We start from the raw sequence: 19,468 nt of genomic DNA on the forward strand, positions 1-19,468 counted from the left end.
CTGCAACACTGATCGCCTGACGTGCATCATCGGACCGGTGCCGCAGATGTTCAGACGGGCAACGGCCCATCGGTCTTGACTTCCTCCATCACGGCGTAGGTGCGCGTCTCGCGTACGCCGGGGAGCGAGAGCAGCCCCTCGCCGAGGAAGCGGCGATAAGCGCTCATCGTGCCGAAGCGGGTCTTGATCAGATAGTCGAAGCCGCCAGCAACCATATGACATTCCAGAACTTCCGGCGCGCGCCTGACGGCCTCCGCGAAACGCTCGAAGACATCCGGCGTCGTCTTGTCCAGCGAGACTTCGACAAAGACGAGCAATCCCAGTCCGAGTTTCCCGGGCGCAATCCGTGCACCGAAACCGGTGATCACGCCGTCCTTCTGCAGACGGCGCAGGCGCTCGCCGGTTGCCGTCGGCGAAAGGCCGATACGCTCCGCGAGTTCGACATTGGCGAGGCGCCCGTCGCGCTGAAGCTCCTGAAGGATGCGCCGGTCTGTCCGATCAATTTCCGTCATAATCACTAAATTATAAATTATTTTCCGCATAAGTCACGGAATAATTCGAAAAAGGCCGATCGATATCCATCCTTGAATCCATTATTCTTGGAGTTCGCTGAAGCGTGACGGTCTGCTTGCCGCAACGGAGTGATGTTCATGGATGCTGTGACAACTTCTACCACCAGCTTCGCCGCCCCTTATGCGGAGGATGATCAAGCACTTGCGCACCGGCTGCTCTCGCGGCGCTCTGCGGATTCACGTTCGCGCGAACGCGTGGATAGGCTCGCCAGCGACATGATCATGGCGATCCGCAGCGAGGCGGGGGGCTTCGGCAGCATCGAGGACATGCTGCAGGAATATGCGCTCTCCACCCGCGAGGGCCTCGCGCTGATGGTGCTGGCCGAAGCGCTTTTGCGCGTTCCCGATTCCCGCACGGCGGACCAGCTCATCGAGGACAAGCTTGGCCAGGGCGATTTCGCGCATCACGAAACGAAATCCGGCGCCTTTCTCGTCAATGCCTCGGCCTGGGCGCTCGGCATGACCGCGCGTGTCATCCAGCCCGGCGAGACGCCGGAGGGCATTCTGCGGCAGATGACCAAGCGCCTCGGCGCGCCCACCGTACGCACCGCGACGCGCCAGGCCATGCGCATCATGGGCAACCATTTCGTGCTCGGCCAGACCATAGAGGAAGCGCTCAAGCGCGCGCAATCGCCCAAGGGCCGCGTCTATCGCTATTCCTTCGACATGCTCGGCGAGGGTGCGCGCACGCGTAGCGACGCGAAGAAATATTTCGACAGCTACGCCCATGCCATCGAAAATATCGGGCGTATAGCCGGCAATCGACCATTGCCTGAGCGTCCGGGCATCTCGGTAAAGCTCTCGGCTCTGCATCCGCGCTATGAGGCGCTCAACCGCGAGAAGGTACTGGAGGAGGTCGTGCCGCAAGTCGTCGCGCTTGCGCACAAGGCGAAGGGTTTCGATCTCAATTTCACCATTGATGCCGAGGAGGCGGACCGGCTCGAACTGTCGCTCGACGTGATCGATGCGGTGATCGCCGATCCGTCACTGGCCGATTGGGACGGTTTCGGGCTTGCCATCCAGTCCTACCAGAAGCGCGCCCGCGCCGTGATCGAGCACATCGCCGCTCTCGCCGAGCGCCATGATCGCAAGATGATGGTGCGCCTGGTCAAGGGGGCCTACTGGGACACGGAGGTCAAGCGGGCGCAGGAGCGCGGGCTCGACGATTATCCGGTCTTCACGCGCAAGGCGATGACGGATCTCAACTATATCGCCTGCGCCGAGCAGATGCTCGCCCTGCGTCCGCGCATCTTCCCGCAATTTGCCACCCATAATGCGCTGACCGTGGCCGAGATCATCGAAATGGCCGGTGATGACGCGGGCTACGAGTTCCAGCGCCTGCATGGCATGGGTGAGCAGCTCTACGGGCACCTGATAAAGCAGCGCCCGGGGCTCGGCTGCCGCACTTACGCGCCCGTTGGCGGTCACAGCGACCTGCTGGCCTATCTGGTGCGCAGGCTCCTGGAGAACGGTGCCAATTCCTCCTTCGTTTCGGTGGCGGGTGACCCCGATGTCACGATCGAATCGCTGCTGCGACGCCCCTCCGAGCTGATCCGCACGCCGGATCAGGCGCGCCATTCCACGCTACCGCTGCCGCGCGATCTCTATGGCGCGGCACGGCGCAATTCCGCCGGCATCGAATTCGGCGATCGCATGGCGGTGGCGCAACTGCGCGGGCAGATGGATGAAGCCGGCAAGGCGCCAGCGGAGGCTGTTTCCCTCGTCGACGGCAAGCCGGCAGGTGGCGAGAGCCGGGTCTGCGTCTCGCCGGTCGATGGCGAGACCCGTGTCGGGACGGTCACGGAAGCGGATGAGGCGCTGGCCGACAAGGCGGTCGCTGCCGCGCGTGCGGGTTTCCGCGCCTGGGATTCCACGCCGGCGGACAAGCGCGCCAGAGCGCTGGAGCGCTTTGCCGATCTGATGGAGGAACGCCGTGCACGGCTGCTCTATCTGCTGCAGGCCGAGGCCGGCAAGACCATCGACGACGCCATGGCCGAACTGCGCGAGGCCGTGGATTTCTGCCGCTACTACGCCATCGAGGCGCGCCGGCTCTATGGTGACGGTGAGGAACTGCCCGGTCCGACCGGCGAATCCAACCGGCTGCGCATGCGCGGACGCGGTGTCTTCGTGGCGATCTCGCCCTGGAATTTTCCGCTCGCCATCTTCACCGGCCAGATCGTCGCGGCTCTGGTGAGCGGCAATGCCGTGGTCGCCAAACCCGCCGAGCAGACGCCGCTGGTTGCGGCTGAAACCATCGCGCTGATGCACGAGGCCGGTATCCCGCATTCGGCGCTGCATCTCGTGCTCGGCGACGGGCGCATCGGCGCGCGGCTCGTCGCGCATGACAGGATCGACGGTGTCGTCTTCACCGGTTCGACCGAGGTGGCAAGGCTGATCAACCGTACGCTCGCCGGCAAGGACGGGCCGATCACGCCGCTGATTGCAGAGACGGGCGGTATCAACGCAATGATCGTCGATGCCACGGCGCTGCCGGAGCAGGTCGCCGACGACGTGATCATGAGCGCCTTCCGCTCCGCCGGCCAGCGCTGCTCGGCCCTGCGGCTGATGTTCGTGCAGGAGGATGTCGCCGACAGGATGATCGCAATGATTGCCGGCGCGGCACGGGAACTCACGCTCGGCGATCCGCGCGACTTCGCCATCCATGTCGGCCCGGTGATCGACGCCGAGGCGAAGGCCGGCCTCGACAAGCATATCGAGCGCATGAAGCGCGAGGCGAGGGCGGTGCATTATGCCGGGACGGCGCCGGCGCGTGGGACATATGTCGCACCGCACATGTTCGAACTCGGCCAGGCTGAGGATCTCGAAGTCGAGGTGTTCGGCCCGATCCTGCACGTGGTGCGCTACAAGGCTTCCGAGCTCGACGCGGTGCTGGATGCGATCGAGGCCAAGGGTTACGGCCTGACGCTCGGCCTGCATTCGCGCATCGAAAGCGTCGTCGAAAAGGTGGCAAACCGTCTCGCCATCGGCAATGTCTACGCCAACCGCAACATGATCGGCGCCGTGGTCGGCGTACAGCCTTTCGGCGGAAACGGTCTCTCGGGAACCGGACCGAAAGCCGGGGGGCCGCACTATCTGACGCGTTTCGGCACGGAGCAGACGATTACCATCAACACGGCGGCGGCTGGCGGCAATGCGGCGCTGATCGCCATGGATGATTAGGGCTGCGGCGAGATTGTCGGCTGCGTCATCTGCATTGCGCATGATCAAGGCCGCACATGGCTTCGACTCATAGTCTCCGTCGTACCGGGCAGACCCGCCTGTGAAAGCGTAACGCTGTGGATTGGTGACGGGAGATACGATGATGAAGGCTCCGGAGCGCTATCATGACCGCGCCCATGCCGGGCAGGTTCTGGCGCGGGCGCTGACGGACCATACCGCGCGCAAGCCGCTGCATGATCCGATCGTCCTTGCCTTGCCGCGCGGCGGGGTGCCCGTGGCTTTTCCCGTCGCGCAGGCGCTCGATGCACCGCTCGATCTGCTCTTCGTGCGCAAGATCGGCGCTCCGGGCCAGCCGGAATTCGCCATCGCGGCTGTCGTCGAGGGCGCGGAGGATGCGGTCGTGACCAATCCCGACATCGTCGAAGGACTGCGCCTCCCCGATGGCTGGCTGGAGGAGGGGCGCCTGCGCGCGATCGCGGAAATCGCACGCCAGCGCAATGATTACCGCGCCGGGCGCACGCGCCTTCCCGTCGCGGGACGTTCGGTGATCATCGTCGATGACGGCGTGGCCACGGGGACGAGCCTGTTCGCGGCGATTGCCGCCGTGCAGCGGCAGGATCCGCGCGACATCACCGTCGCCGTGCCGGTGGCGCCGCCGGAGATTCTGGCGCGCCTGCGCGACGCGGTCGATCACGTGATCTGCCCGCTCGCGCCCCGCCTGTTCCAGGCGGTGGGATTCTTCTACGATGATTTCCACCAGGTGGAGGATGATGAGGTGATCATGGCTCTCGCCGGCGCACCATGCCGGGGCTGATCTGCCACCCGCTTGCATTCCGCGCCCGCGCACGCCAGATCAGGCATATGAGCAAATCCGACCGCGATCCCCCAGGCCCCCATGATGGCCCCCGAGGCCCTCACAACGGCGCCGCGCTCGACAGGCTGTTCGACCGCAGCGCCGGCGCGATGGCACGCGCGCCTGCGAACACGGCGCGGGGGCTGATCACGGTCTATCGCTATTCGCTTTCCGGCCTGATGGGGCGGCAATGCCGGCATCTGCCGAGCTGCTCGGAATATACCCACGAGGCAATCGGCAAATACGGGCTCTGGGCCGGGAGCTGGATGGGGCTCGCGCGGATCTGCCGCTGCGGCCCTGGCGGAACGCACGGCATCGACAATGTTCTCGACGCATTGCCCGCGCAAGCGCACTGGTATATGCCGTGGCGCTATGGCCTGTGGCGCTCCACGAACGCGCCGCGCGAGGCCAGGTGCACGCAGTCCACGGATGACGGCTGACGGCGCGCTCTATTCCGGAAAGGTCATCCCCCAATGCTTACCTGCTGCGTTTGCAGGAGTGAGCCAGGAGCGTTTCAATCATGATAAACCTGACATTCCCCGATGGCGCGCGCCGTGAATTCCCGGCGGGCACGACCGGTCGCGAGATCGTCGAAGGCATCGCCAAATCACTGGCCAAGAAGACGGTCGCCATGGCGCTCGACGGCACGGTCGTCGATCTTTCCGATCCGATCACGCGCGATGCGCGCATCGAATTCCTCAACCGCGAGGATCCGCGCGCGCTTGATCTCATCCGCCATGATTGCGCCCACGTGCTGGCCGAGGCCGTGCAGGAGCTCTATCCGGGAACGCAGGTCACGATCGGGCCGGTGATCGAGAACGGCTTCTATTACGATTTCGCCCGCGACGAGCCGTTCACGCCCGAGGATTTCGCCGCGATCGAGAAGAAGATGCGCGAGATCATCGCGCGCGACCAGCCCTTCACCAAGGAGGAATGGTCGCGTGACGAGGCGCGGCGCGTCTTCGAAGAGAAGGGCGAGGCCTACAAGGTCGAGCTCGTCGATGCGATTCCGCCCGACCAGTCCCTCAAGATCTATCGCCAGGGCGAGTGGTTCGACCTGTGCCGCGGCCCGCATATGACCTCGACGGGCAAGATCGGCAACGCCTTCAAGCTGATGAAGGTGGCGGGCGCCTATTGGCGCGGCGATTCCAGCAATCCCATGCTGACGCGCATCTACGGCACCGCCTGGGCCAATGATGCCGATCTGCAGAACTATCTCCACCAGCTCGAGGAAGCGGAGAAGCGCGACCATCGCAAGCTGGGGCGCGAGATGGATCTCTTCCATTTCCAGGAGGAGGGGCCCGGCGTCGTCTTCTGGCACGCCAAGGGCTGGACGCTGTTCCAGCAGCTCACCAACTACATGCGCCGGCGCCTCGCCGAGGATTACGAGGAGGTCAACGCCCCCCAGATTCTCGACCGCGCCCTGTGGGAGACCTCCGGGCACTGGGGCTGGTATCGCGAAAACATGTTCATCACCAAGACCGAGGATGAGCGCGTCTTCGCGATCAAGCCGATGAACTGCCCCGGCCATGTGCAGATCTTCAAGCATGGCTTGAAGAGTTATCGCGATCTGCCGCTGCGCATGGCGGAATTCGGCGCCGTTTCGCGCTACGAGCCATCCGGCGCGCTGCACGGGCTGATGCGCGTGCGCGCCTTCACGCAGGATGATGCGCATGTCTTCTGCACGGAGGACCAGATGGCGGCGGAATGCCTCAAGATCAACGATCTGATCCTTACCACCTATGCCGATTTCGGCTTCGACCAGATCGTGGTGAAGCTCTCCACCCGGCCTGAGAAGCGCGTCGGCACCGATGCCATGTGGGATCACGCCGAGGCCGTCATGGAAGACGTGCTGAAGCAGATCGAGGCGCAATCGGGCGGGCGCATCAGGACGGAGATCAATCCGGGTGAGGGCGCCTTCTACGGTCCGAAATTCGAATATGTCCTGCGCGATGCGATCGGGCGCGACTGGCAATGCGGCACGACGCAGGTCGATTTCAACCTGCCCGAGCGCTTCGGTGCGTTCTATGTCGATGCCGACGGCCAGAAGAAGACGCCGGTGATGATCCACCGCGCCATCTGTGGCTCGATGGAGCGCTTTACCGGGATCCTGATCGAGCATTTCGCCGGCCATTTCCCGCTCTGGCTCGCGCCGGCGCAGGTGGTCGTGTGCACCATCACTTCGGAAGCCGACGATTATGCCGAGGAGGTGATGCGCGCCGCCCGCCGGGCGGGTCTGCGGGTCGAGAAGGATATCCGCAACGAGAAGATCAATTACAAGGTGCGCGAGCACTCTCACGCCAAGGTGCCGGTGATCCTCGTCGTCGGCAAGCGCGAGGCTGCGGAGAAGGCGGTGAATATCCGCCGCCTCGGCAGCCGGGACCAGACGGCGATGTCGCTCGCCGAGGCGCTCGCCACGCTCACCGCCGAGGCCGTGCCGCCGGATGTCGATCGCGCCCATAGTCACCCGAGCGAGAGCCTGGAGACGAGCGATGTCGTCCTCGACGGGCAGCACCCGCACGGCATCGCCTGAGGCGGGGCCGCGCGTGACCGGCGTGGCGGCGCCGACCGCCATGCCGGCTCTATCCGTTTTGCCTGACGCTTGTTGCGCAGGGGCTGGCCCGCCGCGACCGGCTCAACGGTCACGCAAGCTGAAATCAGCCGTATCGCCTTCGCCCCGGTCCGCGATGAAGCGCAGGGTGTCGCCGCGCCGCAGGACGCGCTGGCAGTTCAGCGGCTCGTTCGACGTCCCGAATTCCAGCGTGCGGCAGAAATACCCGTCGCGCCATTCCCATGTGCCGCTCACCTTCATGCCGAACCCCCGCCCGGTAATCCGCCCCTCCGGCGTCACCTGAAGCCGGATCCCGAATCGCGTCAGATCATGCCCCGCGACCAGCGCACGAAAATCGGCCTCACGCTGCACGGGCGCAAAATCGGCAAGCGCGGGGCTGGCGATGCTCACGCCGATGAAGGCAAGCAGGGCGAGCAGGGCTGAGGCGGGGCGTTGCATGATCATCTCAGGCACATGGTTTTCGGCGGGGCGACGTGACCTAACCGCTGTGCTTGAAATGGAGCGGATGGGGGAGGTGGCAAGGCTGTGATGGGGAAACGGGATTTCCGGGCTGGGGAAGCTTGAAGCGTGCCGCAAGAAACCGGATAAGATCCCGGAATAAAGACACAACATCCTGATGGATCTGAAAATTCAGTGGTGAGCGCGCAGGGATTCGAACCCTGGACCCACTGATTAAAAGTCAGTTGCTCTACCAACTGAGCTACGCGCTCGATGGGCGAGGATTTAAGGCCTTGCGGCGGTGGGGTCAACCGGAAAAGGGTGGGTCTGGTGCGTGAACGCTGTGAATGGGCGTCGCAGCCGGTCGGGCGAGGATGTCGCCGCGCGCGAGGCGTCGGGGGAAATGCGGCAGGTTGCGATTGCGGGAGGGCGGCGGCGCTGCTATGCACTTTCGCTTGACCGTTCATCCGCCACCGCGACCAGGCTGCTCCGTGCTCAATCGTTTTCGCGCTCCGGAAACCCGCAATGCCCGCCGTCTCGCGCGGATCGCACGCTGGAATCGCCCGATCACCTCCCGTGGCGAACGGCTGCGCGCCTGGATCAACATGCTGTTTGCCGATCACGGCATCTTTCGCCTGATCTACCTGAATCTCCACGAGGTCGCTCCGGGATTTTTCCGCTCGGCGCAGCCCGTGCCGCATCAGCTCGCGCGCTTCGCCGCGATGGGCGGGCGCACGGTGGTCTATCTGCGCGGCGGGCGCGAGCACGGCTCGTGGCAGCTTGAGCAGGAAACCTGCGCGCGGCTCGGGCTGAAGCTCGAGGAATTCGTGGTGCGCTCGCGCGGGGCGCCGGATCGCGCGGAAATGCTGGCGGCGGAGGCGTTCTTCGCGCGGCTGGAAAAGCCGGTTCTGATCCATTGCAAGTCCGGTGCCGACCGGGCCGGATTCGTCTCGGCGCTCTACATGCTGCTCGTCGAAAAGGTGTCCGCCGACGAAGCGCTGAAACAGCTCTCGTGGCGCTACGGCCATTTCCGCCACGCGCGCACCGGGATCCTTGATGCGTTCTTCGCACGCTATCGCGACGAGGGCGAGGCGCGGGGTCTGTCTTTCGCGACATGGCTGAGCGGGCATTACGATCCGCAGGCGCTGGAGCAGGATTTCAGGGCAGGCCTGCTCTCCGAAATCCTCGTCGACAAGATCATGCGCCGCGAGTGAGGCTGCGCGCCCGCTCAGGCGCCGCTGTTTTGTAGTGCATGCAGCCTGGAATAGGCGCCCCCTTCCGCGATGAGCGCCTCGTGGTTGCCGCGCTGGACGATAACCCCGCCCTCCAGAACCACGATCAGATCCGCATTGCGCACGGTGGAGAGGCGGTGCGCGATGACGAGCGTGGTGCGCCCCTGCATCAACCGCGCCAGCGCTTCCTGGACGAGCTTCTCGCTCTCGGCATCGAGGGCGGAGGTGGCCTCGTCCAGAAGCAGGATCGGCGCATCCTTGAGGAAGGCGCGGGCGAGGGAGACGCGCTGACGCTCACCGCCTGAGAGCCGACTGCCCGCAGGGCCGACCCGGGTGTCGTAGCCCTCCGGCAGGGCCGAGATGAAGTCATGCGCCGCGGCGTTGCGGGCAGCGGCGATAATCGCCTCCTCGCCGGCCCCGGGGCGTCCGAAACCGATATTGGCGCGTACGGTGTCGTCGAACAGCATTACCTCCTGGCTGACGACGGAGATCGCCCCGCGCAGGCTGGCGAGCGAAACATCGCGCACGTCCTGACCATCGATCAGAACGCGGCCCTGCGTCACGTCGTAGAGGCGCGGGATCAGTGACAGCAGCGTGGATTTGCCCGAGCCGGACCGCCCCACCAGCGCCGTGGTCGAGCCGCCGGCGACAATGAGATCGATCCCGGTGAGGGCCGGTACGACGCTCTCCGCCTGATCACCATAGCTGAAACCCGCATTCTCGAAACGGACCGTGCCATCGCTGATGGCGAGTGCGGGGGCGGCGGGTTTCTCGGCGATCTGCGGTTTGCGTCCGATCACGTCGTAATAGCGAACCAGTGCGGCGATGGCTTCCTGGACCGTGGCGTTGAGATTGCCCAGCGCGCGCACGGGCTGCGCGGCGAGGAGCAAAGCGGTGACGAAGCCGGTGAAATCGCCGATCGTGGTCTCGCCGCGCCCGATCTGCCAGCCGATCAGGGCGAGCACACCGGCCACTGCGAAGCCGGCGCTGATCTCAAGGATCGGATCGAGCCGGGCCCGCGCCCGCGCCGCCTGGACCTTGAGCGCGCGAACCTGCTCGAACGCGTCGCGCGCGCGGCCCTTGAGATAGGGCTCCATGGCATAGGTCTTGGCGACCTTCACACCACCGAGACTCTCGGAGACCATCCCGGCCATTGAACCGATCTCCTCCTGCGTGGCGGTGGAGACGCGGCGCAGCTTCTTGCCGATCCGGGCGATGGGAGGCGCGACGAAGGGTGCGACGAGGATCACCACCAGGGTCATCAGCCAGTCGATCCAGAACATGGCGCCGACGAGCGCGATCACGGTCACCGCTTCGCGCAGGAAGACCGTGACGAGGCGCGTCAGCGCTTCCTTGATGAAGGTGAAATCGGTGGTGAAGCGCTGGGTCAGTGTGGCCGGGCTGTCCTTCTGGAGCTGTGCAAGGTCGAGATCGATCAGATGCGCATAGAGCGCGCTCTGCATGTCCGCCTCGACGCGGCAGACGACGACATTGGTCAGGACGACCTGCCCGTAGAGCGCAAAGCCCTTGATCGAGGTCACCAGGATGACGACCAGCGGGCCCCAGTAGAGAATCTGCATATTGCGCATGTCGAGCGCGTCGAAAGCCTCGCGAATCAAGAGCGGATAAAGACTGGTGGCAGCGCCGCCGATGACGATCAGGATCATGATCAGCACGAGGCTGCGCCTGTGATGCGCCACACGCTCACGCCAAAGGCGCTTGAGCAGAGCCACGGTATCGCTGTCGAGGGTGAAAGCCTTGCGCGCCATGCGGTCTCTCTCGCGGTCTGCGTTGCAGTCTGGTCTTTCGTGACGAATGCGAAGCGGCTTTAGCATGGGCTTGCGCGGATGACACCTCCGCCACGACCGAAGTGAAGCGAATTGCGAGTTTCACGACTTCCGGGATGGCGCACGACCGGCTAATCAGAGGCGATGAAACCTGCTCCAGCCATTAACCCGGTCGCGCCGATCCTCATCGCCGGCCCCACCGCTTCCGGAAAGTCGGCATTGGCGCTCACCCTCGCACGGAAGCTGGACGGCGTGGTGATCAACACCGATTCGATGCAGGTTTATGCCGATCTGCGGATCCTGACTGCGCGCCCGTCGCCGGATGAGGAGGCGCTGGCACCGCATCGGCTGTACGGCAGCGTGGACGGGGACGTGAACCATTCCGTCGGGCGCTGGCTCGCCGATGCGACAGGGATCCTGGCCGAGACCCGCGCCGAAGGCCGGGTGCCTATTTTCGTCGGCGGTACGGGGCTTTACTTCAAGGCGCTGATTGCAGGGCTCTCGGCGATTCCACCGGTGCCGGATGGCGTGCGTGCAGGATTGCGCGCGGAATTCGCCGACAGGCCGACGCCGGATCTGCATGCGGTTCTTGCAGAGCGTGACCCCGGGGCCGCAGCGGGGATCCAGCCCAATGACCGCCAGCGCATCATGCGGGCGCTGGAAGTCCTGGAAGCGACGGGGCGCTCCATCGTCAGATTTCGCGATGCCCGCGAACCGGGCCCGCTGACGGGCGAGCCGGTGGCGCGTCTGTTTCTGGCGCCGGAGCGTGCTGTCTTGCGCACACGCATCGATTCGCGTTTCGATGCGATGATGCAAGCCGGTGCCCTCGACGAAGTCGCCCGGCTGGCCGCGCGCGATCTCGATCCGGCCCTGCCGGTGATGCGCGCCCACGGCGTACCGGCGCTGATCGCTCACCTGCGCGGTGAAATGTCACTCGCGGATGCGGTTGCGCGCGGCAAGGCGGATACGCGTGCCTATGCCAAGCGCCAGTTCACCTGGTTTCGCAATGTGCTGCCCGGTTGGTCCTGGTGCGATCCCGAAGCGGCGATGGCGCAGGCGCAGGCGGACCCGCATGGTTTCATTGCGCTCGAGGCTGCGAAGGCGCCACGACAGCGTTGAGAATATTCCTCGCAATCCATGGATTTTTACGGCCAGGCTCGAACGCAGCGGGGCGGGACGCGTTTGTGCTGCAAGTCCGATCCATCATCACCACGGAGTGATCACGATGAAACCGCTTGCCATTGCATCCGTATCCGCTTTCGCGCTGCTGCTTGCCGCCTGTGGCGAAGACCAGACCGCGCAGCAGGAGGGCGAACTCGTCGAGGGCGATACCGCCTTCATGGAGGATGATGCTGATCCTGCGCCCGTGCCGGAGCCGGGCACGCCGCCGGATAGTGTCGCGGAAGAGCCTGCCGGTGGCGGAATGGGTTCGCCGGTCATGCCCGGGGAAGAGGATGACGCCGGTATCGCTGCTACCGAATCGCCGCCGATAGAGCCGGAGGCCGATCCCGACGAGCGCCTGCTCGCCGAGGAGGAATCCGGTGAACCGGACGCAGATGAGACCGGCAGCATTCCCGATCAGGCGGGTGTGAGCATCGAGCCCGGGATCTATGAATCCGGATTGGCGACCATGGAGATCGCGCCGGACGGCTCCTATGTCATCGAGATGACCGGCGAAGGTGAGGAACTCGCGGGGACGGACCGCCTCGAAGGCAATGTTCTGGCCGCAGCGCCGATGCCTGAAACGCCGGCCGATCAGGATGCGAATTGCATGTTCTCGAATGAAGCCGGCGGTCTGCGTGTCACCGCAGCCGACCCGTCATGCGCTTTCCTCGACGGTGAAATATTCAGCCGGGTCGAGTGATCGTGCCACAAGCCGAAAGCGAACGGATCCGGGGCCTGCTCGGCTCCGGGTTGCCTTTTTCATCGATGCCGGCAGGTCGTGTCGGCTCGAAAGAGGCCGAGTTCACCAGCGTCGGGCCGTATCTGCCGGTGGGCGAAGGGCAGGCGGCTCGGCATGAAGCGCATCAGGCGCGCGAACCCCGATCGCGGTTCATACGCGCCCGATTCGAAAGCGGATATGCATGAAATTCGACATCCCCATCCGTACTTCGACGGTGGGTGAAAGCAGCGGGTTTCCGTCGAGCCGCACACCGATTTCGACTTCACGACGGTCAATGATGACCGTCGCATGGCCCTCGACGCGCATGCGAACCAGCGCATCGAGCGGCAGTGACACGCGCTTGACCTCGACGAAGCGATAGTTCGACGCGGCGAAAGCGTCTACCGCAGCGGTTCGCAAATGGCTGGTCAGAACGACATGCCCGATCAGGTAGAGGATCGCGGTGCCCAGCCAGAACTTGAACAAGACCTTGAACATTGGTCAGCCTCCTGATCGATTTGCGTTCCGTTTCGTCATGGCATGCACAGGCTGCGGCTGCGCCGCAGATCGCCCTGCAGGGGGGGCGGAATCGCGGTGACCGGCGTCGCGGCTACGTTGCTTCAGGCGCTTGGCCGAAATACAACCATCGACAAGATGTCTTCCGGGCTGAATCCGGCAAGATAGCGCAGAAAAACAGCAGTGATAACGTAGATTGTTGCGAGAAAAATCAGGAAGGCCGGTATCAGAATCAGCGTCAGCGTCCAGCTCAGCCATTCCGGTATTTCCTGACGCTCCATTGCCAAGAAGCTGCGTAAGAAGATGTTTCTCAACTTTACACCTCGACCCGTCATTTCGATGCCGAATTCACGCGACACGCATGTCATGGAGGGGTCTGCGCGTTGTTTCGCGCAGACCGGACCTGGTCAACGCAACAGCATTGCGAGTTGGAGAAACACGCCTTCAACGCGGTTGCGGAGCCACATCAGGGAGAGGATGAGAGGGACTGCAATCATTGCTGCGAGCAGGGCATACTCAATTGCCGTTGCGCCGCTGTCATCCTCGCAAAAACGCCTCCATAACAGTGACATGGCAGATCTCCTTGCAGATTTCACGCCGGCGCGCGACGAAGGGTCTGCGCATTCGCCGCAGCGCCGGACCAGAAAATCTGTGATCAGTTCAAGGAATCTGCTACTTCTTCGAAGGTGGTGCTGAGATTATCCCCAACGGCACCAACGGCAGCAATGATCGCGACCGCAACAAGCGATGCAATCAGACCGTATTCGATTGCGGTGGAGCCGGATTCGTCGTTGACGAAACGATTGATGAGCTTGGACATGTTGATTCTCCGTAGATCTATTTCATTTTCTGGATCAAGGACTTTACGTAAGCCTTGTTCCAGAGCAGAAGACTTGCTGCCTTCGACACGTCCAGAAAGCCAGCAATTTCTTACGAAAAATCTTATTCAAAACGTGAGTCTGATATATAACTTCAAAAAATCACAATAATATTCTGAATTAAATTTTCAAAAACTATATTATAGCCTGTAACATCGAGATTTATTCTTCTAATTTGGGACAATTACATGATTTATATTGAAACATTTCTGTTTCGCGTGCCCCCTTGTATGACAGGATTTCTGGGGATGATTCCAATTTGATACAAAACCGGATCAATACAGCTCCGCCGCAGCGTCATCCTTGGCCGACCTGGTGCGGTCGCATGTTACGCAGATTCGCGCATGCGGTGGGCGGGTGGGATAGAGGCGGATCGGCGGGGCTCGTGGCAGCTCTGCGCCCTGTCACCCGGCCTCGAGCACGTAGCCCAGCCCGCGCACTGTCTGGATCACGTCGACCCCGAGCTTCTTGCGCAGGCGGCCGACGAAGACCTCGATCGTATTGGAATCGCGGTCGAAATCCTGATCGTACATATGCTCGGTGAGTTCGGTACGCGAGACGACGCGGCCCTTGTGGTGCATCAGATAGGCGAGCAGCCGGTATTCATGCGAGGTCAGCTTGACCGGCATGTCGTTGACGAGCACACGCCCGGCGCGTGTATCGAGGGCGACGGGGCCGCAAGCAATCTCGGAAGTGGCGTGGCCGGCGGCGCGGCGCAGGAGCGCGCGCACCCGCGCGAGCAGCTCTTCCACGTGGAAAGGCTTGGTGACATAGTCATCGGCGCCGGCATCAAAGCCCTGCACCTTGTCGCTCCAGCGGTCGCGCGCGGTGAGGATGATGACGGGCATGACCCTCTCCGCACGGCGCCAGGCATTGAGCACGCTGACGCCGTCGATCCTGGGGAGGCCGAGATCGAGGATCACCGCGTCATAAGGTTCGGTCTCGCCGAGGAACTGGCCTTCCTCGCCGTCGAAAGCCTTGTCGACGGCATAGCCTGCATCTTCGAGCATGGTGACGATCTGCCGGTTGAGCGTGGCATCGTCCTCGACCACCAGTATCCGCACGTGAGAGATCTCCCGCTTCCGCCGTCAGCGCAGGGCGCCGGAGCGCGCATCGACGTCAATCTGTATCACCCTTCCGTCACGCTGCAACAGCGTGATGCGATAAACCAGCCCGCCGCCGGCGCTGCACAGGTCGACGCGGGTGACTTCCGCTCCCGGATACGCGCCCTGCGCGGCGCGTGTCGCGTTAACGGCGGGGATCGCCTGGCCCGCAGCGACGGCCTCGCGCATCTCCCCCTGCGACAGGCAGGAGGCGAGGGCGGGGCTGCCGGCGAAGGCGGCGAGGAAGGCGAGGGTGATCAGGATCTGGCGCATGAGAGCCAAATTGCCCAAGCTTGCCTGAATGGGCAATGAATAATCGCGCCGGCTGGAATCACGGCAGCGCGCTTCCCATCTCTGGAGTTGAAACGAATGGAGGCGAGGAAATGCCCGGAAGCAGCACGCACTGGAACGACGTCTACACGACCAGGGCAGAAGATGCCGTGTCCTGGTTCGAGGAATCACCGGCGCGCTCGCTCGCGATGATCGCGCAGACGGGCGTGGCCAAGGGAGATCCGGTCATCGATATCGGCGGCGGGCTGTCGCGGCTCGCGGATGCGCTGCTGACGGAAGGCTATGCGGATGTCAGCGTGCTCGACATCTCCCGCGCGGCGATCGATCGTCTGATCGCGCGCAATGACGCTGATGCACGGCTCACCGGGATCGTCAGCGATATCACAACTTTCGCACCGGCGCGACGCTATGCGCTCTGGCACGACCGCGCGGTGCTGCATTTCCTGACCGGGGAAACGGATCGGGCAGCCTATCATGCTGCATTGATGGCGGGGCTTGCGCCCGGCGGCAGCGTGATAGCGGCCGCCTTCGCCCCGGACGGGCCGGAGAAATGCAGCGGCCTGCCGGTGCGCCGCTACGGTCTCGATGATTTCGACGCGTTCTTCGGGCCGCAATTTTCCCGCGTGAGCGATGAACGCTTCACACACGTGACACCCTCGGGCGCCGAGCAGCGTTTTCAGGCGGTGCATTACCGGCGGGACAGTTGAGTCACGAAGAAGGCCCGCCTTGCGGGCGGGCCTTTTCCTCGTCGTAACAACCGATCAACTCAGTTCCTGGCCTTGTCGACCAGCGCCTTTTCCTTGATCCAGGGCATCATCTCGCGCAGGCGCTCGCCGACATCCTCGATCTGGTGGGCGGCGTTGCGGGCGCGGGTGGCCTTGAAGGAGGTCTGGGCGACCTTGTTCTCAAGCATCCAGTCACGCGTGAACTTGCCGGACTGGATATCCTCCAGAACGCGCTTCATCTCGGCCTTCGTCTCCGGCGTGATGATGCGCGGGCCGGTGACGTATTCGCCGTATTCAGCCGTGTTGGAGATCGAGTAGTTCATGTTGGCGATGCCGCCCTCGTAGATCAGGTCCACGATCAGCTTCACCTCGTGCAGGCACTCGAAATAGGCCATTTCCGGCGCATAACCCGCTTCGACCAGCGTCTCGAAACCCGCGCGGATCAGCTCGACCAGACCGCCGCAGAGCACGACCTGCTCGCCGAACAGATCCGTCTCGCACTCTTCCTTGAAGGTGGTCTCGATGACGCCGGCGCGGCCGCCACCGATCGCGGAGGCGTAGGAGAGGCCGAGATCATGGGCATTGCCCGAGGAATCCTGTGCGATCGCCACGAGGCAGGGTACGCCGCCGCCGCGCTGGTATTCCGAGCGCACGGTATGGCCGGGGCCCTTGGGGGCGACCATCAGCACGTCGAGGTCGGCGCGCGGCTCGATCAGGTTGAAATGCACGTTGAGGCCGTGCGCGAAGAGGAGGGCCGCGCCCTGCTTCATGTTGGCATGCAGGTGATCGTTGTAGATATCGGCCTGAAGCTCGTCCGGCGTGAGCATCATCATCACGTCGGCCCATTTGGCCGCCTCGGGGACGCTCATGACCTTGAGGCCGGCGCCTTCCGCCTTCTTCGCGGAGGCGGAGCCTTCACGCAGGGCGACGACGACTTCGCCGACGCCGGAATCCTTCAGATTGAGTGCATGGGCATGGCCCTGGCTGCCATAGCCGATGATGGCGACCTTCTTGCCCTTGATCAGATTGATATCGGCGTCGCGATCGTAATAGACCCGCATGGTCTTCTCTTCCCTTGTTCGAGAGGCGCGGCTAGCGCCCCGGATTGCGCCCGTGCTGTTCAATTGTTGCCCACGCCGTGAAAACGGCGCAACGTTCGACACGTGAGCGATGCTTGTAACGACGATTTTATCGGACGCAAGTGACGTGATGACGATTTCGGCCTGTGTGATGCGCCCGGACGGTTCCGGTGGCGCGTGGGCCGTGTCATGCTGGCGGGCATGATGTAGCGGGATGTGGGGGGTTGACGTGAACGCATTGGCCGGTCGAGAGGAGATCATCGCCTTCTGGGAGGGGGCGGGGCCCGAAAAGTGGTTCACGAAGGACGAAGCCTTCGATGCGCAGATCCGCGAGCGTTTTCTCGCGACCTACGAGGCCGCCGCCGCAGGCGAACTCGCAGGCTGGGCAGAGACGGCACACGGCACGCTCGCGCTCCTGATCCTGCTCGACCAGTTCCCCCGCAACATGTTTCGTGGCGACAAGCGCACCTATGCGACAGATTCAATGGCGCTCGCCATTGCCGAGGATGCGGTCGAAGAGAAGTATCATCAGGTGTTCAAGCCGCCGATGAGCCGCTTCTTCATCCTGCCCTTCACCCATGCCGAGGACCGCGCCGCGCAGGAGCGCTCGGTGGCGCTCAACGAGGAATTGGGCGACGAGGAAGGGCTGAAATGGGCTCGCCACCATCGCGACATCATCGCCCGCTTCGGACGCTTCCCCCATCGTAACGCGATTCTGGGACGCACAAACACGCTGGAGGAAGAGGCCTTCCTGAAGGAGAATGAATTCCGCGGCTGATGCGCCGCGCCCCGCCCGTCGAATCCTTTCGCATTGCGCCATTGCAAAGGACACGTGCGAACACACGGGATGTTTCGGCGGCGGATGCGCTTATATGCGATGACGAACGGCACGCGTCGGGCATCGCCGACACGCGAGATATGAAGCTTCAGGGAGCACGACATGATCGATCTGTATTACTGGACCACGCCGAACGGCCACAAGGTGACCATGTACCTTGAGGAAACGGGTGCGCAATACCGCATCATCCCGGTCAATATCGGCAAGGGCGAGCAGTTCGAGCCTGATTTCCTGAAGATCGCCCCGAACAACCGCATCCCCGCCATGGTCGACCATGCGCCCGAGGGCGGCGGCGATCCGATTTCCGTCTTCGAATCGGGCGCGATGCTGCTCTATCTCGCCGACAAGGACAAAGCCTTCATCCCGCAGGATCCACGCGGGCGCGCCGAGGTGCTGCAATGGCTGTTCTGGCAGATGGGCGGGCTCGGGCCGATGGCCGGGCAGAACCACCATTTCAGCCAGTATGCGCCCGAGAAGATCCCCTATGCCGTGGATCGCTACGTCAACGAGACAAACCGGCTCTACGGTGTCATGAACAAGCGCCTCGCCGACCGGGCCTTCCTCGCCGGCGACTATTCCATCGCCGACATGGCGGCCTATCCCTGGGTGGTGCCGCATGAGCGCCAGGGCCAGAATCTCGACGACTTCCCCCATCTCAAGCGCTGGTTCGAGGAAATCCGCGCCCGCCCGGGCACGGTCCGCGCCTACGAGAAGGCGAAGGAGGTCAATCCGGATCAGGCACCGATGTCGGAAGAGGCCAAGAAGATCATGTTCGGCCAGACGGCCTCCGTGGTGAAGGGCTGAAACATGACACGGCAGCTCTTCGAACTCGTCGGGGCCGACCCCGAAATCCGCTTCAGCCCCTATAGCTGGCGCGCGCGCATGGCGCTCCTGCACAAGGGTATCGACGCCAAGAGCAGGCCCTGGCGCTTCACCGAGAAGGAGGCGCTCGCCTTTTCCGGCCAGGACAAGGTGCCTGTGCTGGTCGATGGAGACACGGTCGTCTCCGATTCCTGGCAGATCGCCCTTTATCTCGAGCGCGCTTATCCGGACGCGCCCGCATTGTTCGGGGGCGCGCAGGGCGAGGCGATGGCGCGGTTCATCGCCCATTGGTGCGACGGGGTCATGCTGCCGGGCATGATCACGCTGCTCGTTCACGACATCTGGCGCTGCCTCGATCCGCAATCGCAGGCCTATTTCCGCGAGAGTCGCGAGAAGCGTTTCGGACGCAAGCTGGAGGACATCGTCGCCGGGCGCGAGGAGCGCGTCGACACTTTCCGCAAGGCGTTGCGCCCGATGCGGATGACGCTGGCCGAGTACCCCTATCTCGCCGGTGAAGCGCCCGGTTACGCGGATTACGCGGCTTTCGGCGGCTTCATGTGGGCGCGCTGCATCAGCCATTTCGAACTGCTGGAGCCGGATGATCCGGTGCATGCCTGGCGCGAGCGCATGCTCGATCTGTATTATGGTTATGCGCGCAAGGCAAAGCGGGTCGCCGCCTGAGACGCGCGCGGCGCGACGA

Annotated in this window: 21 protein-coding genes and 1 tRNA gene; 11 read left to right on the forward strand and 11 right to left on the reverse strand. The window is 63.7% G+C overall.

The annotated features are described in order from the left end of the window. Nucleotides 1-50 precede the first annotated feature (50 nt). A complete protein-coding gene (locus GA0071312_RS12245) occupies nt 51-512 on the reverse strand; it encodes an Lrp/AsnC ligand binding domain-containing protein (RefSeq protein WP_074445206.1) in 462 nt (153 codons plus the stop codon). A 138-nt stretch (nt 513-650) separates the two neighbouring features. Between GA0071312_RS12245 and putA the strand changes: the two genes are divergently transcribed. The 4 genes from putA to thrS all read left to right on the forward strand — a co-directional run bounded on the left by putA (nt 651) and on the right by thrS (nt 7,138). After that, on the forward strand, nt 651-3,752 hold the full coding sequence (putA, locus tag GA0071312_RS12250) for a bifunctional proline dehydrogenase/L-glutamate gamma-semialdehyde dehydrogenase PutA (RefSeq protein WP_074446145.1): 3,102 nt from the start codon (nt 651-653) through the stop codon (nt 3,750-3,752). Between the two features lie 139 nt (nt 3,753-3,891). Then, entirely contained in the window at nt 3,892-4,566 is a 675-nt protein-coding gene (locus GA0071312_RS12255) for a phosphoribosyltransferase (protein WP_074445207.1), read from the forward strand. Between the two features lie 149 nt (nt 4,567-4,715). Further along, complete coding sequence (gene yidD, locus GA0071312_RS12260; RefSeq protein WP_074446146.1) at nt 4,716-5,045, forward strand: membrane protein insertion efficiency factor YidD; 330 nt, start codon at nt 4,716-4,718, stop codon at nt 5,043-5,045. An 80-nt stretch (nt 5,046-5,125) separates the two neighbouring features. Next, nucleotides 5,126-7,138, forward strand: coding sequence for a threonine--tRNA ligase (thrS, locus tag GA0071312_RS12265; protein WP_074445208.1), 2,013 nt, complete (start codon nt 5,126-5,128; stop codon nt 7,136-7,138). A gap of 102 nt (nt 7,139-7,240) precedes the next feature. On the opposite strand, the gene GA0071312_RS12270 is transcribed toward thrS, so the two are convergent. Both GA0071312_RS12270 and GA0071312_RS12275 read right to left on the reverse strand, forming a co-directional pair. Beyond that, nucleotides 7,241-7,615, reverse strand: a complete 375-nt coding sequence (locus tag GA0071312_RS12270) for a hypothetical protein (RefSeq protein WP_074446147.1) — start codon at nt 7,613-7,615, stop codon at nt 7,241-7,243. A gap of 196 nt (nt 7,616-7,811) precedes the next feature. Further along, nucleotides 7,812-7,887 (reverse strand) — tRNA-Lys (locus GA0071312_RS12275). A 219-nt stretch (nt 7,888-8,106) separates the two neighbouring features. Here GA0071312_RS12275 and GA0071312_RS12280 point away from each other — a divergent pair. Next, nucleotides 8,107-8,829 (forward strand): tyrosine-protein phosphatase, encoded by a 723-nt coding sequence (locus GA0071312_RS12280; protein WP_074445209.1) that lies wholly within the window; start codon nt 8,107-8,109, stop codon nt 8,827-8,829. Between the two features lie 14 nt (nt 8,830-8,843). Here GA0071312_RS12280 and GA0071312_RS12285 read toward each other — a convergent pair whose 3' ends face one another. Then, entirely contained in the window at nt 8,844-10,616 is a 1,773-nt protein-coding gene (locus tag GA0071312_RS12285; protein ID WP_074445210.1) for an ABC transporter ATP-binding protein, read from the reverse strand. 162 nt (nt 10,617-10,778) lie between these two features. Between GA0071312_RS12285 and miaA the strand changes: the two genes are divergently transcribed. Both miaA and GA0071312_RS12295 read left to right on the forward strand, forming a co-directional pair. Then, nucleotides 10,779-11,753, forward strand: coding sequence for a tRNA (adenosine(37)-N6)-dimethylallyltransferase MiaA (miaA, locus tag GA0071312_RS12290; protein WP_074445211.1), 975 nt, complete (start codon nt 10,779-10,781; stop codon nt 11,751-11,753). A gap of 106 nt (nt 11,754-11,859) precedes the next feature. After that, nucleotides 11,860-12,498, forward strand: coding sequence for a hypothetical protein (locus GA0071312_RS12295; RefSeq protein WP_131817797.1), 639 nt, complete (start codon nt 11,860-11,862; stop codon nt 12,496-12,498). Between the two features lie 189 nt (nt 12,499-12,687). Here the strand turns inward: GA0071312_RS12295 and GA0071312_RS12300 are convergent, their stop codons facing one another. From GA0071312_RS12300 to GA0071312_RS12320, 6 genes are all read right to left on the reverse strand, one after another. Continuing rightward, nucleotides 12,688-13,014, reverse strand: coding sequence for a hypothetical protein (locus tag GA0071312_RS12300; protein ID WP_074445213.1), 327 nt, complete (start codon nt 13,012-13,014; stop codon nt 12,688-12,690). Between the two features lie 122 nt (nt 13,015-13,136). Continuing rightward, nucleotides 13,137-13,391 carry a hypothetical protein gene (locus tag GA0071312_RS19695; protein WP_131817798.1) on the reverse strand — a complete coding sequence of 85 codons (255 nt, stop codon included), beginning with the start codon at nt 13,389-13,391 and terminating at the stop codon, nt 13,137-13,139. Nucleotides 13,392-13,439: 48 nt separating this feature from the next. Continuing rightward, nucleotides 13,440-13,604: a Flp family type IVb pilin gene (locus GA0071312_RS19200; RefSeq protein WP_083204549.1), complete on the reverse strand. Its 165-nt coding sequence runs from the start codon at nt 13,602-13,604 to the stop codon at nt 13,440-13,442. An 83-nt stretch (nt 13,605-13,687) separates the two neighbouring features. Further along, on the reverse strand, nt 13,688-13,852 hold the full coding sequence (locus GA0071312_RS12310) for a Flp family type IVb pilin (protein WP_074445214.1): 165 nt from the start codon (nt 13,850-13,852) through the stop codon (nt 13,688-13,690). Between the two features lie 462 nt (nt 13,853-14,314). Continuing rightward, entirely contained in the window at nt 14,315-14,974 is a 660-nt protein-coding gene (locus GA0071312_RS12315) for a response regulator transcription factor (protein WP_074445215.1), read from the reverse strand. 24 nt (nt 14,975-14,998) lie between these two features. Next, complete coding sequence (locus GA0071312_RS12320) at nt 14,999-15,286, reverse strand: PepSY domain-containing protein (protein WP_074445216.1); 288 nt, start codon at nt 15,284-15,286, stop codon at nt 14,999-15,001. Between the two features lie 110 nt (nt 15,287-15,396). Here GA0071312_RS12320 and GA0071312_RS12325 point away from each other — a divergent pair, with 110 nt between their 5' ends. Next, on the forward strand, nt 15,397-16,011 hold the full coding sequence (locus GA0071312_RS12325; protein WP_074445217.1) for an SAM-dependent methyltransferase: 615 nt from the start codon (nt 15,397-15,399) through the stop codon (nt 16,009-16,011). 59 nt (nt 16,012-16,070) lie between these two features. On the opposite strand, the gene ilvC is transcribed toward GA0071312_RS12325, so the two are convergent. Continuing rightward, nucleotides 16,071-17,369, reverse strand: a complete 1,299-nt coding sequence (ilvC, locus tag GA0071312_RS12330; RefSeq protein WP_275262129.1) for a ketol-acid reductoisomerase — start codon at nt 17,367-17,369, stop codon at nt 16,071-16,073. On the opposite strand from ilvC, the gene GA0071312_RS12335 reads away from it, so the two are divergent. From GA0071312_RS12335 to GA0071312_RS12345, 3 genes are all read left to right on the forward strand, one after another. Next, nucleotides 17,338-17,886, forward strand: coding sequence for a DUF924 family protein (locus tag GA0071312_RS12335; RefSeq protein WP_238947201.1), 549 nt, complete (start codon nt 17,338-17,340; stop codon nt 17,884-17,886). The two genes, ilvC and GA0071312_RS12335, sit on opposite strands and share 32 nt — an antisense overlap. 162 nt (nt 17,887-18,048) lie before the next feature. Beyond that, complete coding sequence (locus tag GA0071312_RS12340) at nt 18,049-18,750, forward strand: glutathione binding-like protein (protein ID WP_074445220.1); 702 nt, start codon at nt 18,049-18,051, stop codon at nt 18,748-18,750. A 3-nt stretch (nt 18,751-18,753) separates the two neighbouring features. After that, nucleotides 18,754-19,449 (forward strand): glutathione S-transferase family protein, encoded by a 696-nt coding sequence (locus tag GA0071312_RS12345; RefSeq protein WP_074445221.1) that lies wholly within the window; start codon nt 18,754-18,756, stop codon nt 19,447-19,449. Nucleotides 19,450-19,468: the final 19 nt, after the last annotated feature.

This window comes from Saliniramus fredricksonii (assembly GCF_900094735.1).
Classification (GTDB): domain Bacteria; phylum Pseudomonadota; class Alphaproteobacteria; order Rhizobiales; family Beijerinckiaceae; genus Saliniramus; species Saliniramus fredricksonii.

Coding starts and splice junctions, on each gene's coding strand:
- GA0071312_RS12245 (WP_074445206.1), bottom strand. CDS start 512: ATGACGGAAATTGATCGGACAGACCGGCGCATCCTTCAGGAGCTTCAG.
- putA (WP_074446145.1), top strand. CDS start 651: ATGGATGCTGTGACAACTTCTACCACCAGCTTCGCCGCCCCTTATGCG.
- GA0071312_RS12255 (WP_074445207.1), top strand. CDS start 3,892: ATGATGAAGGCTCCGGAGCGCTATCATGACCGCGCCCATGCCGGGCAG.
- yidD (WP_074446146.1), top strand. CDS start 4,716: ATGGCACGCGCGCCTGCGAACACGGCGCGGGGGCTGATCACGGTCTAT.
- thrS (WP_074445208.1), top strand. CDS start 5,126: ATGATAAACCTGACATTCCCCGATGGCGCGCGCCGTGAATTCCCGGCG.
- GA0071312_RS12270 (WP_074446147.1), bottom strand. CDS start 7,615: ATGCAACGCCCCGCCTCAGCCCTGCTCGCCCTGCTTGCCTTCATCGGC.
- GA0071312_RS12285 (WP_074445210.1), bottom strand. CDS start 10,616: ATGGCGCGCAAGGCTTTCACCCTCGACAGCGATACCGTGGCTCTGCTC.
- miaA (WP_074445211.1), top strand. CDS start 10,779: ATGAAACCTGCTCCAGCCATTAACCCGGTCGCGCCGATCCTCATCGCC.
- GA0071312_RS12295 (WP_131817797.1), top strand. CDS start 11,860: ATGAAACCGCTTGCCATTGCATCCGTATCCGCTTTCGCGCTGCTGCTT.
- GA0071312_RS12300 (WP_074445213.1), bottom strand. CDS start 13,014: ATGTTCAAGGTCTTGTTCAAGTTCTGGCTGGGCACCGCGATCCTCTAC.
- GA0071312_RS19200 (WP_083204549.1), bottom strand. CDS start 13,604: ATGTCACTGTTATGGAGGCGTTTTTGCGAGGATGACAGCGGCGCAACG.
- GA0071312_RS12310 (WP_074445214.1), bottom strand. CDS start 13,852: ATGTCCAAGCTCATCAATCGTTTCGTCAACGACGAATCCGGCTCCACC.
- GA0071312_RS12320 (WP_074445216.1), bottom strand. CDS start 15,286: ATGCGCCAGATCCTGATCACCCTCGCCTTCCTCGCCGCCTTCGCCGGC.
- GA0071312_RS12325 (WP_074445217.1), top strand. CDS start 15,397: ATGCCCGGAAGCAGCACGCACTGGAACGACGTCTACACGACCAGGGCA.
- ilvC (WP_275262129.1), bottom strand. CDS start 17,369: ATGATCTCCTCTCGACCGGCCAATGCGTTCACGTCAACCCCCCACATC.
- GA0071312_RS12340 (WP_074445220.1), top strand. CDS start 18,049: ATGATCGATCTGTATTACTGGACCACGCCGAACGGCCACAAGGTGACC.
- GA0071312_RS12345 (WP_074445221.1), top strand. CDS start 18,754: ATGACACGGCAGCTCTTCGAACTCGTCGGGGCCGACCCCGAAATCCGC.